Source organism: Methylocapsa sp. D3K7 (assembly GCF_029855125.1).
GTDB lineage: Bacteria > Pseudomonadota > Alphaproteobacteria > Rhizobiales > Beijerinckiaceae > Methylocapsa.
The window spans coordinates 386,217-403,296 of the sequence record NZ_CP123229.1; the positions used below are offsets into that span (position 1 = coordinate 386,217).

Sequence of the window (17,080 nt, forward strand, 5' to 3'; positions counted from 1 at the left end):
ATTGGCGCTGCCGCCGCTCGCAGAAAACCTATTTATGGTCAAGCCGTTCGTTGACGAGAAACTCAAAAGCGCGAAGATAGGCCCGATCATCATCGCCGCGGAACTGCGCATCGACATGCGCGATGTATTCGCCACTTTTAACGTCGGCGACATAAAGATCGACCGAGGAAACCAGCGTCGAGACTTTATGCACCACTGTGAGGACGGCGAGATCCGCGCCGGCGTCGCGCGCGACGCCAAGCCAGCAGCCGTTGCAAGTGTAACGCGGCTCGGTCGCAGCAACCCGCGCTGTGAAGGCCGAAAGATCGAGGCTGCGATAGCGGCCGGTATGTTCGAGAAGCTCGGCAAGTTTTTCGGTGGTTAGCTTTAGGCGCTCCGACTGACCGGGCTTGATCCCCTCGCCGCTGGTATCCCAAAGTTCCACAGGAAATATCGCGGTTGCCTTCGGCTCGTTGGCGAGCAAAGCCAAGGGATACACTGCCACGACAAAAAACATGGCAAGGAACATAGCCAGAAATTTGCGCATTGGTTCCTCAGCACGATCTTTCAGCGCTCTTTGCCAAAATCATTCTATCATTCTATCTTTTTGAATCCATGATTCTCAGAGCATCATCTTTGCGGGCCGCTTCAACGATATCCCAACGAGTCTTAAAAATCGTGTCGCAAATACCCGGCGAGCCAAATCCGTCACTGAAACTCACATTGCTGCGGCGATGATGCTCGCCATGCGCCTTGCTCGTCAGCGCGGCGGCGAGCCACACAAAGGGCCGCCGTAAACCGGAAGTGCCGCCCTTTGCAAGCCGCACCGCGAAATCGTAACCAGAATGTTCGTAGAGCCCGCCAAACGCGCCAAGACTGGCGACGGTCACATGGAACAACACATCGGCGCCGACGCCCACGAGCGACAGGGGAATGAGATAGGGAAGCACGATCTCGAGGAAAAAATCGGCGGGGCTCATGTAGCAGGCGCTGATGCTTTTGCTGGCTCCCGTCGAATGATGGACACTGTGGCCGAGTGTCCGGATCAAGCCAGGCCTATGCAGCACAAAACGGTGGAAAACATATTGGACCACGTCATGGCCAACGCCCATAAAGAGCATTGCAGCCACAAAATGCACGGCAGTCAAATGCGGCGCGCCGGTAAAAGCCAACCCGGCGAACTGAAACGTAACCATGGCCGGGAGCAGGATAAAGATTTGATTGAATAGAACCCGCGGTAACAGCTGGAAATACGTCAGGCGCTCAATGTCGCGCACCTTGAAAGAAGCGAGAACTCCCGTCCGGTCGCACCATTCAAAAAACAGCCCGACACCGTGAAAGACGGCCATTTGCGCTGCCCACGCGACAAAGGAAAGCGGCAGCCACCAAGGCAAGAAAGCACCCATGTTGAACATATCCATTGTGTAGCTTAGAATGATCTTAGGCTTCCACGCCCGCAAAGCTTTCAGGTGTTGCAGATCGGCAAATCAGGCCGCACCGCAAGAATCGCACCTCAAGATTTGAGAAGAAAAAACAGGGCATAGGAGAGGATTCAACTCAATTTTATTGACAAACAGTGACACGATGAAAACTGGGCAAAAGTTGCCGGGCCTCAAGTAGACCGTGCCAATCAGCTGGCGGGTTTTTTTCCGAGGCTCGAAATGACTTTCCAAGGCACCAAGCACAAAGCCAGCCAGACCTTTATCGGCCATGTCCCAAGCAGCGGCGCGACACTCTCATAGTTTTTTACGAGCGCTGCGGCCACACACGAGCGGCGTTTCCATGGCGGCAGGAGAGGATCAGGGCTTTTGCAATCCATCCGCCACAGCAGCCATAGATAATGGATCCAAATCCAGCCACGTTCGACGAAACGGTCCGCCCGCCCGATCAATTGATCGGCCAACACCGCTCGTGCATTCGCATTGCTGTCTCCAGCTCCGCCCGGCTCGTAACAAAGGACATGGTTCAACTGGGGCCTTTGCGAATAGATGTTGCCGCCGTGCAAGCGATAGACCGCGACAGGAGCGTCAATCAAGACACTGCCGCTGACGGCATTGATTCCGAGGCAGAAATAGAGGTCTGTTCCGGTCTTGAGATTTTGCAGCGCCGGATTGTCCGCAAAGAGGCAAAGCGCGTCGCGGCGAAAACAATTGCCCGATGTCGGCGCCCAGACCCATTGATTGGTGAGGCCGACAAACCGAATCGTGTCGAGCACGTGCCGATTGAAATCCTCCCCCGGCCAAGCTCCGCCGGACTCATGCTGGTAGGCGCGCACCGCGCGGGGCCTGATGCCACGGCCGGTTAGCAAGATCCGGTTGAATGCGTGCTCGGTCCCAAGGACGATCTGATCGCCGGACATCTGGAGCATGTCGCCGGACGTGAACCCGACGTGAATGCGCAATGACAGATGGACGAAGACATGCGTCTCGACGCAACATGGGAGGAGAAGATCGTCGGCGTCGAGAAAAATAACATATGGCCCTTTCGATGCGGCCAATCCTTCCAGCGCCGCTGGGGTTTGACCGCAGTTTTCGGCACGGCGGATAATCTTCACACCCGCATCGCGCGCCTCGATCGCTTGCAACACGGTGCCGCTCTCGTCGCTCGAGGCATTGTCGACGACGATACATTCGACATTTGGATAAGTCTGACCCAATACGGACTCGACCGTCGCCCGCAAGAAACGCCCATAATTGAAATTTATGACGATGACACTGACCAGGGGTAAACGAAGGAAGGGTTTGTCCTCGCCTGATGAGTTCCCCGGAAGGCTCTCTAACCTCCGTGCCGGATTGATCATGCGGCCGTGCAATTGAACCTCATGGCCCGTTCCCTGATGCAAATGAATGGCCCCGCTCCGTGTTCGAGGCGCTCTGTTGCCGCCCCACGCGAAACTAACAGACATTTGGCGGCGGCTATAGAGCCTTACTGGGAAACAATCCTGGCACGCGGGAATGAAAATTGTCTAGCTTTAGTTCGGCCCCCCAAAAACCCGGCGGAATGGAATGTCAGCAGTTGATCGGATAGGCTGTCTCGGATTTGATGTTCTCCAAGGCGAAGCGTGACGTCACCTTTTTGAGCGGCATGGTTTCGATCAAACGTTTATAAAACGTGTCGAAGGCAGCGGCGTCGGGCACCACAACCCGCAGGAAATAATCGACATCGCCGGCCAGCCGGTAAAATTCCATGACTTCCTCCATCGCGGCGATTTCGGCGGCGAAGCGGGCGAGCGACTTGCCGGTGTGATCCCCCACCTCGATCGAGACCAAAACGGTCAGCCCCAGCCCGAGTTTGACGGGGTCAAGCAACGCAATACGGCGCTTGATCACGCCCGAGGAATCAAGCCGTTGCAGCCTTTTCCAGCATGGCGTTTGCGAGAGCCCCACCTGTGTGGCGATTTGGCCGATCGACAGGCGAGCATCTTTTTGGACGATGCGCAAAATCCGCTTGTCGATCATGTCCATTGTTTTGCCCTCTAACACGGCTTTAGACTCTATCATTTTAAGTCTATAGAATTTATAGTGTTAAAGGTATAAGCGTTTATGGCTTGGCTTAGCAACCCCTTCCTTGACAGAGATCACAAACCGAGAAAAATAGCTAAGATTAGGGTCGTTTGCTCACGCCTTGTCTTGCCGGTTTTGGCTGGGCTATTCGCGGCTTTTTCCCCGGCCAATCCACGATATGGTTGGGATAATCGGCAAATTTGACCTTGTTTTCGGCCGGCCCGGCCCGCTTTTGCACGGAAACCCCCGCTTCGTGCACGCTCGTGGCCGATCCCGACACCAGCGGATGCCACCAGGCAAGATCGCGGCCCTCGGCGATCAGGCGATAGGCACAGCTCGGCGGCAGCCATGTCAGTTCGCGGACTTTGGCTGGTGTCAGTTTGATGCAATCACGCACCCTGCGGCTCCGGTGCGCATAGTCAGCGCAGCGGCAGGTTCCCTTGTCGAAGAGTTTACACGCGATGTCGGTGAAATGAATTTCACCGGTGTCCTCATCCTCCAGCTTGACAAGGCAGCAGCGGCCGCAGCCATCGCACAGGCTTTCCCATTCGGCGGGATTTAAGTCTTCAAGCCGCTTTTGCTTCCAGAAAGGGGCGGACACCGCAAGCGCCGGTTTGCGGCGCCGGGCTTTTGTGCGCGGCCCGGACGGCAAAGCTGGCGGCGGCGGCGGGGGCATCCTATTTGACCTATATCCTGCGCGAACCCCACGCTTGCCACTTCGCTTTGGCAAACGTCAAGAGGATTGCTACACTGTTCGTGCGTCAATTATAGGTCACCCCTGCCCGCGTGGGAGCAAAGAAGCTTGTCTGAAGGTTCAGGATTTTCGCGTCTTCGCCAGAAGATCGGGCGTGCCTTGCTCGACTTCGATGCTTTTGTCGATTCCTCTCTCCATACGAGTATGGAGCTAACTCGCGAACGCTATGCGTCCTTCGCCGCCTTCATGGATGGATTCCATATCGCTGGCTGGCGGCGTGTCCTGAATGAGCTTGCCAGCGAAACGCTGAATATTGGGCTTGGCCTTGGCGTTGTGGCCCTCACGCTTGCCGGTCTTGCTTTCCTGGAGACCTCCGACGACTGGCTGAAAAAGACCGATCTCGCGGTCACTTTTCTCGACCGCTATGGCCAGGAGGTTGGACGGCGCGGCATCCGGCACGATGATAAGGTGTCGTTTGACGAACTGCCGCCAAATTTGATAAACGCCGTCGTCGCAACCGAGGACAGGCGATTCTTTGAGCACTTCGGCGTCGACGTCATCGGCACGCTGCGCGCGCTGACCGTCAATGCACGGGCTGATTCGGTCGTCCAGGGCGGCTCGTCGATCACCCAGCAGCTGGCGAAAAATCTCTTTCTTTCGAACAAGCGAACGCTGGAACGTAAGATCAAGGAAGCCTATCTCGCCGTCTGGCTCGAGTTCCGCCTGCCCAAGCGCGAGATTCTGCGGCTCTATCTGGATCGTGCCTATCTGGGGGGCGGCGCTTTCGGTGTGCAGGCCGCCGCGGAATTCTATTTCGGGAAATCCGTGCGGGATCTCTCGCTCGCCGAAGCCGCGATGATTGCCGGCCTGTTCAAGGCGCCAACCAAATATGCGCCCCATATCAATCTGCCCGCCGCCCGCGCCCGCGCGAACGATGTCTTGAACAATATGGTCGAGACCGGCTACCTGACCGAGGGTCAAATCTACGCAGCCCTGCGCAATCCCGCGACACCGGTCGATCGAAGCCGCGATCTCACACCGGATTGGTATCTCGACTATGCCTATGAAGAAGTCAAAAAACTCGCCGACGAAAAAAAACTCGGCGACGATCGCGTCCTGACGGTGCGCACCGGCCTTGACAGCAATCTGCAAAAACATACGGACACCACGATCGAGACCCAATTACGCGAGCATGCCCCGGCTTATCACGCCAAACAAAGCGCGATGGTCATTCTCGATCCGCTGGGCGCGATGCGGGCGATGGTCGGCGGGCGCGACTATGGCGAAAGCCAATTCAACCGCGCCACCGACGCCTTGCGTCAGCCTGGGTCTTCGTTCAAGCCTTTCGTCTATTTGACAGCGCTGATGACAGGAAAGTTCAAGCCCTCGACCATCGTCGTCGATGCGCCAATTTGCCTCGGCAATTGGTGCCCTCACAATTATAAGAATACCTATGCGGGCCGCCTGCCACTCATCGAGGCTTTGGCGCGCTCGCTGAACACGGTCGCCGTGCGGTTGTCGGTCGCCATCGGCGAGGCCGACTCAGTCCCTGGGCACAACAATACATTCGAAGCCGCCAAACGGGGCCGCGCCAAAATCGTCGAAACCGCGCGCCTGATGGGGTTGACGACGCCGCTGCCGGATACGGTCTCCTTGCCGATCGGTGCCGACGAAGTCACGGTAATCGATATGGCCTCGGCCTATTGCACCTTCGCGAACGGCGGCCTGCGCGCGCCTCCATATACGGCGGTGGAGATTGCCAACAGCCGCGGCGAAGTGATCTACCGGCACGACCGCGACGCGCCGCCGCTCAAGCGAATTATCGATCAAAGCACGATCGAGACGATGGTTTCCATGATGATGCAGGTTGTGCTCGCCGGCACCGGGAAACGGGCGCAGCTCGACAATGTCGAGGTCGCCGGGAAGACCGGAACAACAAACGGATACAAGGACGCCTGGTTCGACGGTTACACCGGCAATTACGTCGGCGTGGTATGGTTTGGCAATGACGATGACACAGCCATGGAGAAAATGACCGGCGGAACCCTTCCCGCGGGCACGTGGCACGACGTCATGCAATACGCCCACCAGGGGATTGATTTGAAGCCCCTGCCGGGGAGGCCCGCCCCAACGGCGGCGGCGGCGGCGTCAGCTCCCAAGCCAGGAGAGGCGGAAGCGCCGCGGCGGCCCGCCAGCTTGGCGGCGAACGCGGCCGCGGCATTGACGACGATCGAATCGGCAATGAAAGACATGCAAAAATCAAGGGGCGAGGAGGGTCTTGCAGCGACTGCCAAGGGCAGCGGTCGGGATGCAACACCACGTCCTTCCGCAAAGCCTTCCGCCGGAGGCGGAGGATGAGCTTTGGTGCCAGCATTGCGATGAAAAAAGCCCAATGGGCGCACGGCCGGATTTGGGGCAAATTCCTCGCGGCTGGCGCGCTGGGAATTCTCCTTGGCATATTCGTGACCTTGATCGAGATCCAGCGCGGCAACGGTTTCTCGGCCATTGAGGCGGGTCCATGGACAGGCTGGCCGCGCTCCGAGGCCTCGGAAATTGATCCCTATACGCGCGCCATCCTTGCCTATTCCGGCGAAATCGCCTTGAGCGAATCGGAAGCTATCGGCTTCGTTGCTTACGGTGACAGCGATGGAGCCCCATTCGATTCTGCCTGTGATTATCTCGTTAAGGGTGACATACCTCCTGCCCGCTTTTGGACATTGACGCTGCTCTCTCCGGTGGGCGATCTCATCGCCAACAAAGCGGACCGGCAGGGTTTCACGTCAAGCGAACTGCTCCGGGCAAACAATGGTCAATTCGCAATTGCCCTCTCCCACCATGCGCGGCCGGGCAACTGGCTGCCATTGCCTTTCGCCTCGAAATTCATTCTCGTTTTGCGCTTTTATGACAGCGAGCTGAGCGCTCCCGCGGCGGCTCTCGATGCCGCGCATATGCCAGCGATCATTAAAGGCCGGTGTGGATGAACCAAATCAATCGCCTCCTTGCGGCGCTTCTCTGGATACTTGGTGTCCTGGTGGTGGCCGGGATTACCCACATCATCGCCATTTTCGCCATGCCCAAACTCGCGGCGCAAGATATTTATGCCCGCATTTCGGATTTGGCGAAACCGGGCCAAACCGCCCTTGTGCCGGCGGCGCGGCCTGGCACCCAATTCATGCCTTTTGCGGACCCGGCGCTGGCGCAAGCTGTTTGCCCTTTCGATCTTTCGCAAGGAAGTTTGCGGTTGCACGCGGATGTCGAAGCCGACAAACTCCTCACCTTGTCGTTTCGCAATTCCACTGGACAGGTCTTTTACTCAATGAGTGGGCTTGCCGCGCAACAAGGGAAGATTGACGTTGTCTTGCTGACGCCTGCGCAGCTGGAAATCGTCGAGGCCGACGACGACGAAGACAATCCCTCTCAGGACTTGCGGCTCATCGCGCCGGACACCAAGGGCTTTGTCATCGTCAGTTCGCTTGCCGCCTTTCCAGGCGAAAAGGCGGACGCAACGGAGCGTGTCAAAGCGGTCTCTTGCGCGGTCGAGCAAGTCGCTGAGGATTGAGACAGGCCAGCGGCGCCCCGCCGCATGGAGATTGTTCTATGCACGCGGGCTCTCAAGCCCGCCCTCGCTGATCTTGGACCGCTTACCAGAAACGCGATGCCCGCGTTTCGACGGTGGCTTGACGTCGGCTGGGCGCTCGCGCCAAACCCCTGTGAAAATGAAGATCTCAGCGGCAGCTCTGTCAGGCGGGGCCGAAGCCTTCGTTGAGCATTCGTTTTTCACTGGTTTGAAAGCAATGAGTTCACCCATTGGCTTTTTCCCCGGCGAGCATTTTTGCCTGTTCTCGCAAACAACAAATTCTTTTGGGGTCCCGCAATAACGGCGCAGCCAGTGGCAGGTTCAACAATTCACTTCCCTTTGCACAGATCGTATCACTTAAGGTTCCTTAATATCCTTGCCTGGGGCTGATTGAACGGCATTCCGACAAACGGTGGCGCCGTCCCCTCAAAGAAATTGCCTGAGACCAGGGATCGCCGAGACAATCTCGCCGACAAGCTCATCGCCAGCTTTTTCGCGCACATAAGCAAAGACTTCCCGCCCAAATGTCTGCATCTCTCCCATGCCAAGGCCAAGTCCCGTAAGCTGGCCTGCAAGACCCATAAGACCGCCGCTGAACGCGCCAGAACCATTTTCGTTCGCGGCCTCATCCGCCGCTTCGGCCGCGCCGGGGACGGCGGCGAACAGGGACTGAATTTCGTCCTTCGGCCCCTCGCTGCGCAGGAAGAGCAAAATCATCCCCACCGCTTTTTTCGCGATCCCGGGTTCGACACCTGCATCGGCTGCAATACGGTCGATCAAATCTTCCATCTAAAACCTCGAGGGTGAGAATGAACGCCCGCACTTGATCACCGAACTCCGGCCAAAATCAAGGCACCCGCCGCCAATCCAAGATTTGCTGGCGCGATGATCCCACATTGTCTCATAATGGCCGCGTAAGGCGCGAAGAGTCCGGACGTACGCGCCGCCGTTCGAGGACCCACAATGGCCGACGATCCCGCCCATGAAGCTGGCCGCATTCTGATCGGCAAGAGCGATGTTTACCAATATCTGACCTTGGCGCTTGGCAACCGGCATGGGCTTGTCGCAGGGGCGACCGGCACCGGGAAAACCGTCACCTTGCAGCTTCTCGCGGAAGGCTTTTCGCGCGCTGGAACGGCGGTTTTCGCCGCTGACGTCAAAGGCGATCTCTCCGGCATCGGCATGCCTGGGGAATCGAAGCCTCACTTTGTCCAGCGCGCGAAAGATATCGGGATCACCTATGCGCCGGATGATTTTCCGGTCGCCTTCTGGGACCTCTTCGGAGAATTGGGGCATCCCGTCCGGGCGCGAATTTCGGATATGGGTCCTTTGCTGCTGGCCCGCCTGCTCGAACTCAACGACGTTCAGGAAGGTGTTCTCAACATCGCTTTTAAACTCGCCGACGAACAAGGCCTGCTGCTCATCGACCTCAAGGATTTGCAAGCGCTCTTGCAGCACCTTGGGGATAGCGCGGCGGAGGTGAGCAAGTCCTATGGGAACGTCGCGCCCGCGACGATTGGCACGATTCAGCGCCGGCTGCTGGTTCTTGAAAACCAGGGCGCGGCGGGATTTTTCGGCGAACCAGAACTTGATATCGATGATTTTCTGCGTACAGCGTCCGATGGGCGCGGCTTCGTCAACATTCTCAGCGCCGGGAAATTGATGCGCTCGCCGCGCCTTTACGCGATTTTCCTGTTGTGGATGCTGTCCGAATTGTTCGAGAAACTGCCCGAGGTCGGCGATCTTGAAAAGCCGAAGCTGGTGTTCTTTTTTGATGAAGCGCATCTGCTGTTCGACAATGCGCCGAAAAATCTTCTGAGCGCCATCGAACAAGTTGTCCGGCTCATCCGCTCGAAAGCTGTTGGCATTTATTTTGTCACCCAAAATCCGGCCGATGTGCCGGAAACAGTTCTGGGGCAACTCGGCAATCGCGTTCAGCACGCCTTGCGCGCGTTCACACCGCGTGACCAGAAGGCCGTCAAGGCCGCCGCCGATACATTCCGCAAGAACCCTTCCTTCGACACCGTCACCGCGATCACCGGCCTTGGGGTGGGCGAAGCCCTGGTCTCGATGCTTGATGCCAAGGGCAATCCCGAAATCGTCGCAAAGAGTCTCATCGCGCCGCCGATGGCACGGGTGGGTCCGATCACCGATGCGGAGCGCCAGCAGCTGATGCAAAAAAGTGGTCTTCTCGGCAAATATGACACGCCGATTGACCGCCAATCCGCCTTTGAAATTTTGCGCGACAAAAGCCAGAAAGAGGCCGGGGGTGGCGCATCCGGCCCCGCTGGCGGCGGCTTGCTCGGGTCCCTCGCGGGCGCTCTCGGCGGGCTGTTTGGTAAACCGGCAGGCGGCGGACGCCAGCGCATGTCGGCGGGCGAAATCGCCCTTCGCTCGGCTGTTCAATCGGCCGCGCGGACCGCCGGCACAAAGATCGGCCAAGCCATCTTGCGCGGGGTCCTCGGCGGCAGGTCGAAATAGTCTTATCTTATTACGTGGCAACCTTATCGAGTGCCAAATCCTGGCAGTTCTCTGGGTGAGGCCAAGATGTCCGCGTTGCATCCGTATCGTTTAAAAGAACCGGGGGATCGGCGGGGAGCGCCCAGCCCTCGCCCTCTTGCCGGTCGTAATTGAGACTGAAGTAAATGTGATCAACTGGGCGATCCTCCTCAGGCTTTGTCACGGTGACGATCGAAAAGCCGTTGATCTTCATTTTAATCCCCGCAGGAATTGTGGCGGGGGTCACCGCTCGAACACCCATGGCCTGGGCGAAGTTCGTCTCGCCCGGAACAAACCGGCGGCTGGCACGCCGGGCAAACCAATCCTGCACTCCGCCAGGCGGTAGCACCCAAGGAGATTTGTCTGCCGCAGGTTTGCTCACTGGTGACGCCTTGTTTGCTCCTGCATCATCGGCTTGTTTGACCGTGGCGCGTTCCACCCAGAGACGGGTTGGAAGAAACATGAAATCCGTATTCCGTTTGGTATTATCGACGCTATCAATTTTGTAGATAATATAGACTTCGTTCGGCCGTGCCGCTTGCGTACCTTTTGGCGTTGCATAGGCGTTGCAAAAGCCAATCTGACGGTAGTCAATGCTCGCCGGCGGATCGAAGCCGCCCGAACATCCCTGTAGCAGGGCTGTAAGCACACCGGCGCACGGCAATGAGGCGTACGATATCCAACTCATACTTGAGTCCTCTCCTCTGTCTGAGGACGAAAGCCCCGGATCTGAGCTTGCCAATTCTCCTCCGTGGCGGTTTCCTCATTTGTCAATGACTTGGGCATGGGATTAGAGGACGGCAAGAATCGTTGCCTTGTTTTGAATCAACCCAGAGTTTTCATAATGACGTAGCGTGAAAACTTGTCCGCCAATGCCGCCGGACACCGAATCGGAGATATTTGCGCCACGGTGACGTTACCTATCTAGGCGGATTTGCCGCAGCGCGCGGCAAGGAAATTATTTGGCTTAAAGCGAAAAGCCACCCACCTTGTAACGAAGAGGGATAACAAGAACCTTGCTGACCATGAATTGGCAGCATCACCATGAGAGGAAAATACTGCAATGCACATTCAAGATGATACGGCGGGTCGCGAAATTTCCGCGAGTGACAAGCGTCAGGCAGACATACTGTGGAAAGTTCTGATGCTGACGCGCTTGGTTATTCCTGGATATGTACTTTATGCACTTTATCTCTATTGGACTTTACCGCCGAGCGCTTACTTGTCGGGTGGCTATTAAAGCTTACGCATTTGTGTCTAAGCTTTGTAGATAGTAATATATACTTTTTGAAACCAAAATTCCGTGTGGCGGCGCCGACAAGCGGCGCCATGCGTAGCGAGCGACCGATAAGCGCCGGCGGATGCTTGCACCCAGGTGGGGCAGCAGAGTTGACTGCGCGCGCGTGATCGTCTAACCACCATCTTTCAGCCCGTGTTTGGAGAGTTTTGGGGAGAGTTTCTCCGTGGCTCTCTATTGCCGGGCGTCCCGCAAGGGCCGGCCTCCACCGGACGCGGGTTCACACTTCCGGCCGCCAAGCTCAGGCGTAACGGCCCAAATGGAGACAGGTCTTGGCACGTATCGCGGGCGTCAATATTCCAACCAACAAGCGTGTGGTTATCGCGCTTCAATATATTCATGGCATTGGCCCGAGCAAGGCCAAGTCACTTTGCGAAAAAGTCAATATTCCGGCCGAGCGCCGCGTCGCCGAATTGACGGACGCGGAGGTGTTGCAGATTCGCGAGGCGATCGATCGCGATTATATTGTCGAGGGCGATCTCCGCCGCGAGGTTGCGATCAACATCAAACGGTTGATGGACCTTGGCTGCTATCGCGGGCTCCGCCACCGGCGTCAATTGCCGGTCCGTGGCCAGCGCACCCACACCAACGCCCGGACCCGCAAGGGCAAAGCCAAGCCTATCGCTGGCAAGAAGAAGTAAGTTCAAGACCGTCTTGGCCGCATGTGCCCGCCGGCTTTGCAAACGGCCGGTGCATCGCGGCGTCACTCATCGATCATCCCGAGCGCCTGGCATGACGGGCGCGCTTGAAGGAATAGGACAATGGCAAAAGAAGCAACACGGGTCCGGCGGCGCGAACGCAAGAACATCGCCTCCGGCATCGCGCACGTCAATTCGACGTTCAACAATACAATGATCACCATCGCCGATGCGCAAGGCAACACGATTTCATGGTCGTCGGCCGGAACCATGGGCTTCAAGGGTTCGCGCAAATCAACCCCCTATGCGGCGCAGATGGCGGCCGAGGACTGCGCCAAAAAAGCGGCCGAGCACGGCATGCGGACACTTGAAGTCGAGGTTTCAGGGCCGGGCTCTGGCCGGGAATCGGCCTTGCGGGCGCTGCAAGCGGCGGGCTTTACAGTGACGTCCATCCGCGACGTCACGCCTATTCCGCACAATGGCTGCCGGCCGCGCAAGCGGCGCCGCGTTTGAGTCCGGGCCAGCCGCCCCATTTCCTGGCCTTCGAGACCAGGCACCTATGTGACGCCGCAGCGTCAAGCAATTTGCATCAAGGAAAGGTCCGCTCGTGATTCAAAAGAACTGGCAGGAGCTTATCAAGCCAAGCAAGCTCGAAGTGATTCCCGGCGACGATCCCAAACGCATGGCGACGATCGTCGCGGAGCCGCTCGAGCGGGGGTTTGGCCTCACCCTCGGCAATTCGCTGCGCCGAATTCTCTTGTCGTCGCTGCAAGGCGCGGCGATTGTTTCGGTCCAAATTGACGGTGTCTTGCATGAGTTCTCATCGATCCCGGGTGTGCGGGAGGACGTGACGGATATTGTGCTGAATATTAAGGACATCGCGGTCAAGATGCAGGGCGAGGGTCCCAAGCGCGTCGTTTTGAAGAAGCAGGGTCCGGGCAAGGTCACCGCCGGTGACATTGTCACCACCGGCGATATTTCGATCCTCAATCCCGAACTTGTGATCTGCACCCTCGACGAGGGAGCCGAGATCCGCATGGAATTCACCGTCGCGACGGGCAAGGGTTATTCTCCCGCCGACCGCAATCGGGCGGAAGACGCGCCGATTGGTCTCATCCCGGTCGACAGTCTCTATTCGCCGGTCAAGAAAGTCAGCTACCGGATCGAGAACACGCGGGAAGGTCAAATTCTCGACTATGACAAGCTGACCCTTCAGCTGGAAACCAATGGATCGCTGTCGCCGGAAGATGCGATAGCCTTCTCGGCCCGCATCCTTCAGGACCAACTCAACGTCTTCGTCAATTTCGAAGAGCCGCACCGCGTCGAGGTGACGCCGTCAATTCCCGAGCTGGCCTTCAATCCCGCGCTTCTCAAAAAGGTCGACGAACTCGAACTGTCGGTGCGTTCGGCGAACTGCCTGAAGAACGACAACATCGTCTACATCGGCGATCTCATTCAAAAGAGCGAGGCGGATATGCTTCGCACGCCGAATTTCGGGCGCAAATCGCTGAACGAGATCAAGGAAGTGCTGGCGCAAATGGGGCTGCATCTCGGCATGGACGTCTCGGGCTGGCCGCCGGACAATATCGACGAACTCGCCAAGCGGTTCGAGGAACATTATTGATCAGCTAAGGCCCCTGGCCGTCTTTGGCGGCCGGGATAAAAATAGGGACGGCCGTACCTTGGCACGGCGGCCGCAAATCAACGGAGAACGCCATGTATCACGGACACGCCAAGCGCCGCTTCGGCCGCATGCACGAACATCGCAAGGCGATGTTCGCCAATATGTGCCAAGCGCTGATCAAACATGAGCAGATCGTCACCACTCTGCCGAAGGCGAAGGATTTGCGCCCCGTCGTCGAGAAACTGGTCACACTGGGCAAACGCGGCGATCTGCACGCGCGGCGCCTCGCCATCGCGCAAATCAAGGATGTTGTGCTGGTCCGCAAACTTTTCGATGTCCTTGGCCCGCGTTATAAAGACCGCCACGGCGGCTACACGCGCGTCTTGAAGGCAGGATTTCGCTACGGCGACAATGCCCCTATGGCGGTGATCGAATTCGTTGACCGCGATGTCGATGCCAAGGGCAAAGATTCCGGGCCGGTTGTGGCCGCTGGCGAAGAAGCGGCGGCGTAAGCGCTGACCAAGCCGACGGGTGATGGCGCTTCCGTCACCCCGTCTGGGTACGCCGGTGCCGCCAAAGGGACGGATCCAATTTGGAGTGGTCCAAGTGTTTGGAGTGGTCCATGTATAAGCCCTCGCGTGGAACCGTCCGGGCAGTGATCCTTGGTTGTGTTATCGCGGTATTTGCGTCCGCCGCGCATGCCGAACGGCAGGTGCCGCAGACGCAAACAGATGTGTTTCTGTCCTTCTCTCCTGTCGTCAAGAAAGCCCAGCCTGCCGTCGTCAATGTCTATGCGTCGCGCATCGACAAGCGGCCGCGCAACGCCATTTTCGACGACCCTGTCTTCCGGCACTTCTTCGGCGAAGGCGGCGATGGACGGCCCGGCGGACCGTCCTCGCATTCGCTCGGCTCCGGCGTGCTTATCGATGCCTCGGGACTCGTCGTCACCAATTATCATGTCATCGAAGGCATGACCGAGGTGAAGGTTGCGCTCGCCGACAAGCGCGAATTCGACGCCGAGACCGTGCTGCGCGATCAGCGGACTGACCTCGTCGTGTTGCGTTTGAAAGGCAACGAGAAATTTCCCGTCATGGACTTGGGGGATTCGGACGCCCTCGAAGTCGGCGACATCGTTCTTGCGATCGGTAATCCCTTTGGCGTCGGACAGACGGTAACCCAAGGCATTGTCTCGGCGTTGGCACGCACCCAAGCCGGAATTTCTGACTACGGTTTTTTTATTCAAACCGATGCGGCAATCAATCCCGGCAATTCCGGCGGCGCTCTCGTCGATCTTCACGCGCGGCTGGTCGGCATCAATTCCGCGATCTTCTCGCAAACGGGAAGCTCGATTGGGATCGGGTTCGCTATCCCCGTCAACATGGTCAAAATCGTGTTGGCCGCCGCCAAAGGTGGGGGCCATCAAGTGCGCCGCCCGTGGCTTGGTGCGAGCCTGCAAACCGTTTCGCGGGAAATCGCCGAATCGCTTGGCCTCGACCGGCCCATGGGCGCCCTTGTCACCGATCTTTCGGCCGGCGGACCCGCGGCCGAGGCGGGCTTGCGGCGCGGCGATCTCATCACCGCCATCGATACTCAGAGTGTCGACGATCCCGAAGGTCTTGGCTATCGGCTGGCGACAAAATCTCTCGGCGGCTCCACCACGTTCACCTACCTTCGCAACGGCCATTCCGGCAGTGCTACAGTCAAGCTCATTCCGGCACCCGAAATCCCAGCCCGCGATCCGGTCAAGCTCATTGGACGCTCGCCTTTCGCCGGTGCGACCGTGATCAATTTGTCGCCAGCGGTCACGGACGAACTCTCCATTCGCGGCGCGAGCGAGGGCGTGGTCATCAGCGAGATCGAGGAAGGGTCGCAAGCCAAGCTGGTCAATTTCCAGGTCGGCGACGTGATTCTCGCCATCGATGACAAGCCCGTCAAAACGACGCGCGAGCTCGAAGCCGCTGTCGGCCGTTATCACACGTATTGGAAGCTGACGATCGCGCGCGGCGGCGAAACGATCACCACCATGATTGGCGGCTGAATTGCCCCACATCCCGCCCCTAATCATGTTGCGATGCGCAAATTTGACTGGTAGAAGCGCATCGGCGGCTGTTGACTTTCCTTGAAAATGACGCGCGCGGGTTGTCCTCCGCGCCCGGCCGGGCATTTCACGAGCCGGATTGGAGCTGAACATGCTATTGGGACAAAAGCGGATTTTGGTCACCGGCGGCGCCGGTTTTCTCGGCACCCATCTCTGCCGCCGGCTGCTCAATCAAGGACACGAAGTCCTCTGCGTTGACAATTTCGCGACCGGATCTCGCCGCAACATTGAGGAATTGCTCGATGAGCCCATGTTCGAGCTGCTGCGTCACAATGTGACCTTTCCGCTGTTTGTCGAAGTCGACGAAATCTACAATCTCGCTTGCCCCGCCTCGCCAATTCATTATCAATTCGACCCGGTTCAGACCACGAAGACGAGCGTCTCCGGCGCGATCAACATGCTTGGCCTCGCCAAGCGGCTAAAAGTCCGTGTCCTGCAGGCCTCGACATCGGAAGTTTACGGCGATCCGATCGTCCATCCGCAAACCGAGGACTATTGGGGCAATGTCAATCCGATTGGCAGCCGATCCTGCTATGACGAGGGCAAACGCTGTGCCGAGACCCTGTTCTTTGACTATCATCGCCAGCATAAGATGAGCATTAAAGTCGCGCGCATCTTCAATACCTACGGGCCAAACATGCGCCCGGATGATGGCCGCGTGGTCTCGAATTTCATTTGCCAAGCCTTGCTGGGCGAGGACATCACCGTATTTGGCCGCGGCGAACAGACACGCTCCTTCTGCTATGTCACGGATCTGATCGATGGCTTGGATCGTCTGATGAACTCAGCCGAAAGCATCACCGGGCCCATCAATATCGGGAACCCCAACGAATTCACGATCCGCGAACTGGCCGAAAAAGTGATCAGCGTGACTGGATCAACATCGAAAATTGTTGAGCGGCCTTTGCCAGAAGATGATCCAAAGCAAAGGCAACCCAATATCGAACTCGCCGAGAAACTGCTCGGTTGGCGTCCGACGATCAATTTGGACGAAGGCTTGATCCGCACTGTCGCCTATTTCGAGGCGCTCTTGAGCGAGCATGGCAAGTCGATCGCCGGCGGCAGGCCGATCTCCGCCGCCTCTGCCTGACCAGTGGCAGAGCCTTGTCTAATCAATGCCTGCCGCCGTGGCGCGCAGCTGACATCCCGCACCAGGTTGCGCGAACCTAGT

The 17,080-nt window shown here is 58.0% G+C and carries 18 protein-coding genes; 11 read left to right on the forward strand and 7 right to left on the reverse strand.

Translation table 11 applies throughout. From position 1 onward, the window contains the following. Nucleotides 1-28 precede the first annotated feature (28 nt). From QEV83_RS01730 to QEV83_RS01750, 5 genes are all read right to left on the reverse strand, one after another. Nucleotides 29-526: a DUF3280 domain-containing protein gene (locus tag QEV83_RS01730; RefSeq protein ID WP_280129574.1), complete on the reverse strand. Its 498-nt coding sequence runs from the start codon at nt 524-526 to the stop codon at nt 29-31. Nucleotides 527-578: 52 nt separating this feature from the next. Beyond that, nucleotides 579-1,385 (reverse strand): sterol desaturase family protein, encoded by an 807-nt coding sequence (locus tag QEV83_RS01735; protein WP_280129575.1) that lies wholly within the window; start codon nt 1,383-1,385, stop codon nt 579-581. Nucleotides 1,386-1,609: 224 nt separating this feature from the next. Then, on the reverse strand, nt 1,610-2,791 hold the full coding sequence (locus QEV83_RS01740) for a glycosyltransferase family 2 protein (RefSeq protein ID WP_280129576.1): 1,182 nt from the start codon (nt 2,789-2,791) through the stop codon (nt 1,610-1,612). 196 nt (nt 2,792-2,987) lie between these two features. Beyond that, complete coding sequence (locus QEV83_RS01745) at nt 2,988-3,443, reverse strand: Lrp/AsnC family transcriptional regulator (RefSeq protein WP_280129577.1); 456 nt, start codon at nt 3,441-3,443, stop codon at nt 2,988-2,990. Nucleotides 3,444-3,582: 139 nt separating this feature from the next. Beyond that, complete coding sequence (locus QEV83_RS01750; RefSeq protein ID WP_280129578.1) at nt 3,583-4,158, reverse strand: YcgN family cysteine cluster protein; 576 nt, start codon at nt 4,156-4,158, stop codon at nt 3,583-3,585. A 126-nt stretch (nt 4,159-4,284) separates the two neighbouring features. Here QEV83_RS01750 and QEV83_RS01755 point away from each other — a divergent pair, with 126 nt between their 5' ends. The 3 genes from QEV83_RS01755 to QEV83_RS01765 are packed head-to-tail and all read left to right on the forward strand — an operon-like array spanning nt 4,285 to nt 7,735. Further along, nucleotides 4,285-6,534 carry a PBP1A family penicillin-binding protein gene (locus QEV83_RS01755; protein ID WP_280129579.1) on the forward strand — a complete coding sequence of 750 codons (2,250 nt, stop codon included), beginning with the start codon at nt 4,285-4,287 and terminating at the stop codon, nt 6,532-6,534. After that, nucleotides 6,531-7,157, forward strand: coding sequence for a DUF1214 domain-containing protein (locus QEV83_RS01760; protein ID WP_280129580.1), 627 nt, complete (start codon nt 6,531-6,533; stop codon nt 7,155-7,157). Before QEV83_RS01755 ends, QEV83_RS01760 begins: the two co-directional genes overlap by 4 nt. After that, nucleotides 7,154-7,735, forward strand: a complete 582-nt coding sequence (locus QEV83_RS01765) for a hypothetical protein (RefSeq protein WP_280129581.1) — start codon at nt 7,154-7,156, stop codon at nt 7,733-7,735. Before QEV83_RS01760 ends, QEV83_RS01765 begins: the two co-directional genes overlap by 4 nt. 444 nt (nt 7,736-8,179) lie before the next feature. Here QEV83_RS01765 and QEV83_RS01770 read toward each other — a convergent pair whose 3' ends face one another. Continuing rightward, nucleotides 8,180-8,542, reverse strand: coding sequence for a DUF2267 domain-containing protein (locus QEV83_RS01770; protein WP_280129582.1), 363 nt, complete (start codon nt 8,540-8,542; stop codon nt 8,180-8,182). 174 nt (nt 8,543-8,716) lie between these two features. Between QEV83_RS01770 and QEV83_RS01775 the strand changes: the two genes are divergently transcribed. Continuing rightward, the gene (locus QEV83_RS01775) at nt 8,717-10,234 is read left to right on the forward strand and encodes a helicase HerA-like domain-containing protein (protein ID WP_280129583.1); all 1,518 of its coding nucleotides are present in this window, start codon (nt 8,717-8,719) and stop codon (nt 10,232-10,234) included. A 10-nt stretch (nt 10,235-10,244) separates the two neighbouring features. Here the strand turns inward: QEV83_RS01775 and QEV83_RS01780 are convergent, their stop codons facing one another. Next, nucleotides 10,245-10,940, reverse strand: a complete 696-nt coding sequence (locus tag QEV83_RS01780; RefSeq protein WP_280129584.1) for a hypothetical protein — start codon at nt 10,938-10,940, stop codon at nt 10,245-10,247. Between the two features lie 375 nt (nt 10,941-11,315). On the opposite strand from QEV83_RS01780, the gene QEV83_RS01785 reads away from it, so the two are divergent. From QEV83_RS01785 to QEV83_RS01815, 7 genes are all read left to right on the forward strand, one after another. Beyond that, on the forward strand, nt 11,316-11,492 hold the full coding sequence (locus QEV83_RS01785) for a hypothetical protein (protein WP_280129585.1): 177 nt from the start codon (nt 11,316-11,318) through the stop codon (nt 11,490-11,492). Between the two features lie 329 nt (nt 11,493-11,821). Beyond that, nucleotides 11,822-12,190, forward strand: coding sequence for a 30S ribosomal protein S13 (gene rpsM / locus QEV83_RS01790; protein ID WP_280129586.1), 369 nt, complete (start codon nt 11,822-11,824; stop codon nt 12,188-12,190). Between the two features lie 120 nt (nt 12,191-12,310). Further along, nucleotides 12,311-12,700 carry a 30S ribosomal protein S11 gene (gene rpsK / locus QEV83_RS01795; RefSeq protein WP_280129587.1) on the forward strand — a complete coding sequence of 130 codons (390 nt, stop codon included), beginning with the start codon at nt 12,311-12,313 and terminating at the stop codon, nt 12,698-12,700. A gap of 94 nt (nt 12,701-12,794) precedes the next feature. Continuing rightward, nucleotides 12,795-13,811, forward strand: coding sequence for a DNA-directed RNA polymerase subunit alpha (locus tag QEV83_RS01800; protein ID WP_280129588.1), 1,017 nt, complete (start codon nt 12,795-12,797; stop codon nt 13,809-13,811). A 92-nt stretch (nt 13,812-13,903) separates the two neighbouring features. Continuing rightward, a complete protein-coding gene (rplQ, locus tag QEV83_RS01805; RefSeq protein WP_280129589.1) occupies nt 13,904-14,323 on the forward strand; it encodes a 50S ribosomal protein L17 in 420 nt (139 codons plus the stop codon). Nucleotides 14,324-14,433: 110 nt separating this feature from the next. Then, nucleotides 14,434-15,849: a DegQ family serine endoprotease gene (locus tag QEV83_RS01810; RefSeq protein ID WP_280129590.1), complete on the forward strand. Its 1,416-nt coding sequence runs from the start codon at nt 14,434-14,436 to the stop codon at nt 15,847-15,849. A 151-nt stretch (nt 15,850-16,000) separates the two neighbouring features. Beyond that, nucleotides 16,001-16,999 carry an SDR family oxidoreductase gene (locus QEV83_RS01815; RefSeq protein WP_280129591.1) on the forward strand — a complete coding sequence of 333 codons (999 nt, stop codon included), beginning with the start codon at nt 16,001-16,003 and terminating at the stop codon, nt 16,997-16,999. Nucleotides 17,000-17,080: the final 81 nt, after the last annotated feature.

Bases quoted from the DNA above. Each gene is read 5' to 3' on its own strand.
- QEV83_RS01730 (WP_280129574.1), bottom strand. From the start codon at position 526: ATGCGCAAATTTCTGGCTATGTTCCTTGCCATGTTTTTTGTCGTGGCA.
- QEV83_RS01735 (WP_280129575.1), bottom strand. From the start codon at position 1,385: ATGGGTGCTTTCTTGCCTTGGTGGCTGCCGCTTTCCTTTGTCGCGTGG.
- QEV83_RS01745 (WP_280129577.1), bottom strand. From the start codon at position 3,443: ATGGACATGATCGACAAGCGGATTTTGCGCATCGTCCAAAAAGATGCT.
- QEV83_RS01750 (WP_280129578.1), bottom strand. From the start codon at position 4,158: ATGCCCCCGCCGCCGCCGCCAGCTTTGCCGTCCGGGCCGCGCACAAAA.
- QEV83_RS01760 (WP_280129580.1), top strand. From the start codon at position 6,531: ATGAGCTTTGGTGCCAGCATTGCGATGAAAAAAGCCCAATGGGCGCAC.
- QEV83_RS01765 (WP_280129581.1), top strand. From the start codon at position 7,154: ATGAACCAAATCAATCGCCTCCTTGCGGCGCTTCTCTGGATACTTGGT.
- QEV83_RS01770 (WP_280129582.1), bottom strand. From the start codon at position 8,542: ATGGAAGATTTGATCGACCGTATTGCAGCCGATGCAGGTGTCGAACCC.
- QEV83_RS01775 (WP_280129583.1), top strand. From the start codon at position 8,717: ATGGCCGACGATCCCGCCCATGAAGCTGGCCGCATTCTGATCGGCAAG.
- QEV83_RS01780 (WP_280129584.1), bottom strand. From the start codon at position 10,940: ATGAGTTGGATATCGTACGCCTCATTGCCGTGCGCCGGTGTGCTTACA.
- QEV83_RS01785 (WP_280129585.1), top strand. From the start codon at position 11,316: ATGCACATTCAAGATGATACGGCGGGTCGCGAAATTTCCGCGAGTGAC.
- rpsK (WP_280129587.1), top strand. From the start codon at position 12,311: ATGGCAAAAGAAGCAACACGGGTCCGGCGGCGCGAACGCAAGAACATC.
- rplQ (WP_280129589.1), top strand. From the start codon at position 13,904: ATGTATCACGGACACGCCAAGCGCCGCTTCGGCCGCATGCACGAACAT.
- QEV83_RS01810 (WP_280129590.1), top strand. From the start codon at position 14,434: ATGTATAAGCCCTCGCGTGGAACCGTCCGGGCAGTGATCCTTGGTTGT.
- QEV83_RS01815 (WP_280129591.1), top strand. From the start codon at position 16,001: ATGCTATTGGGACAAAAGCGGATTTTGGTCACCGGCGGCGCCGGTTTT.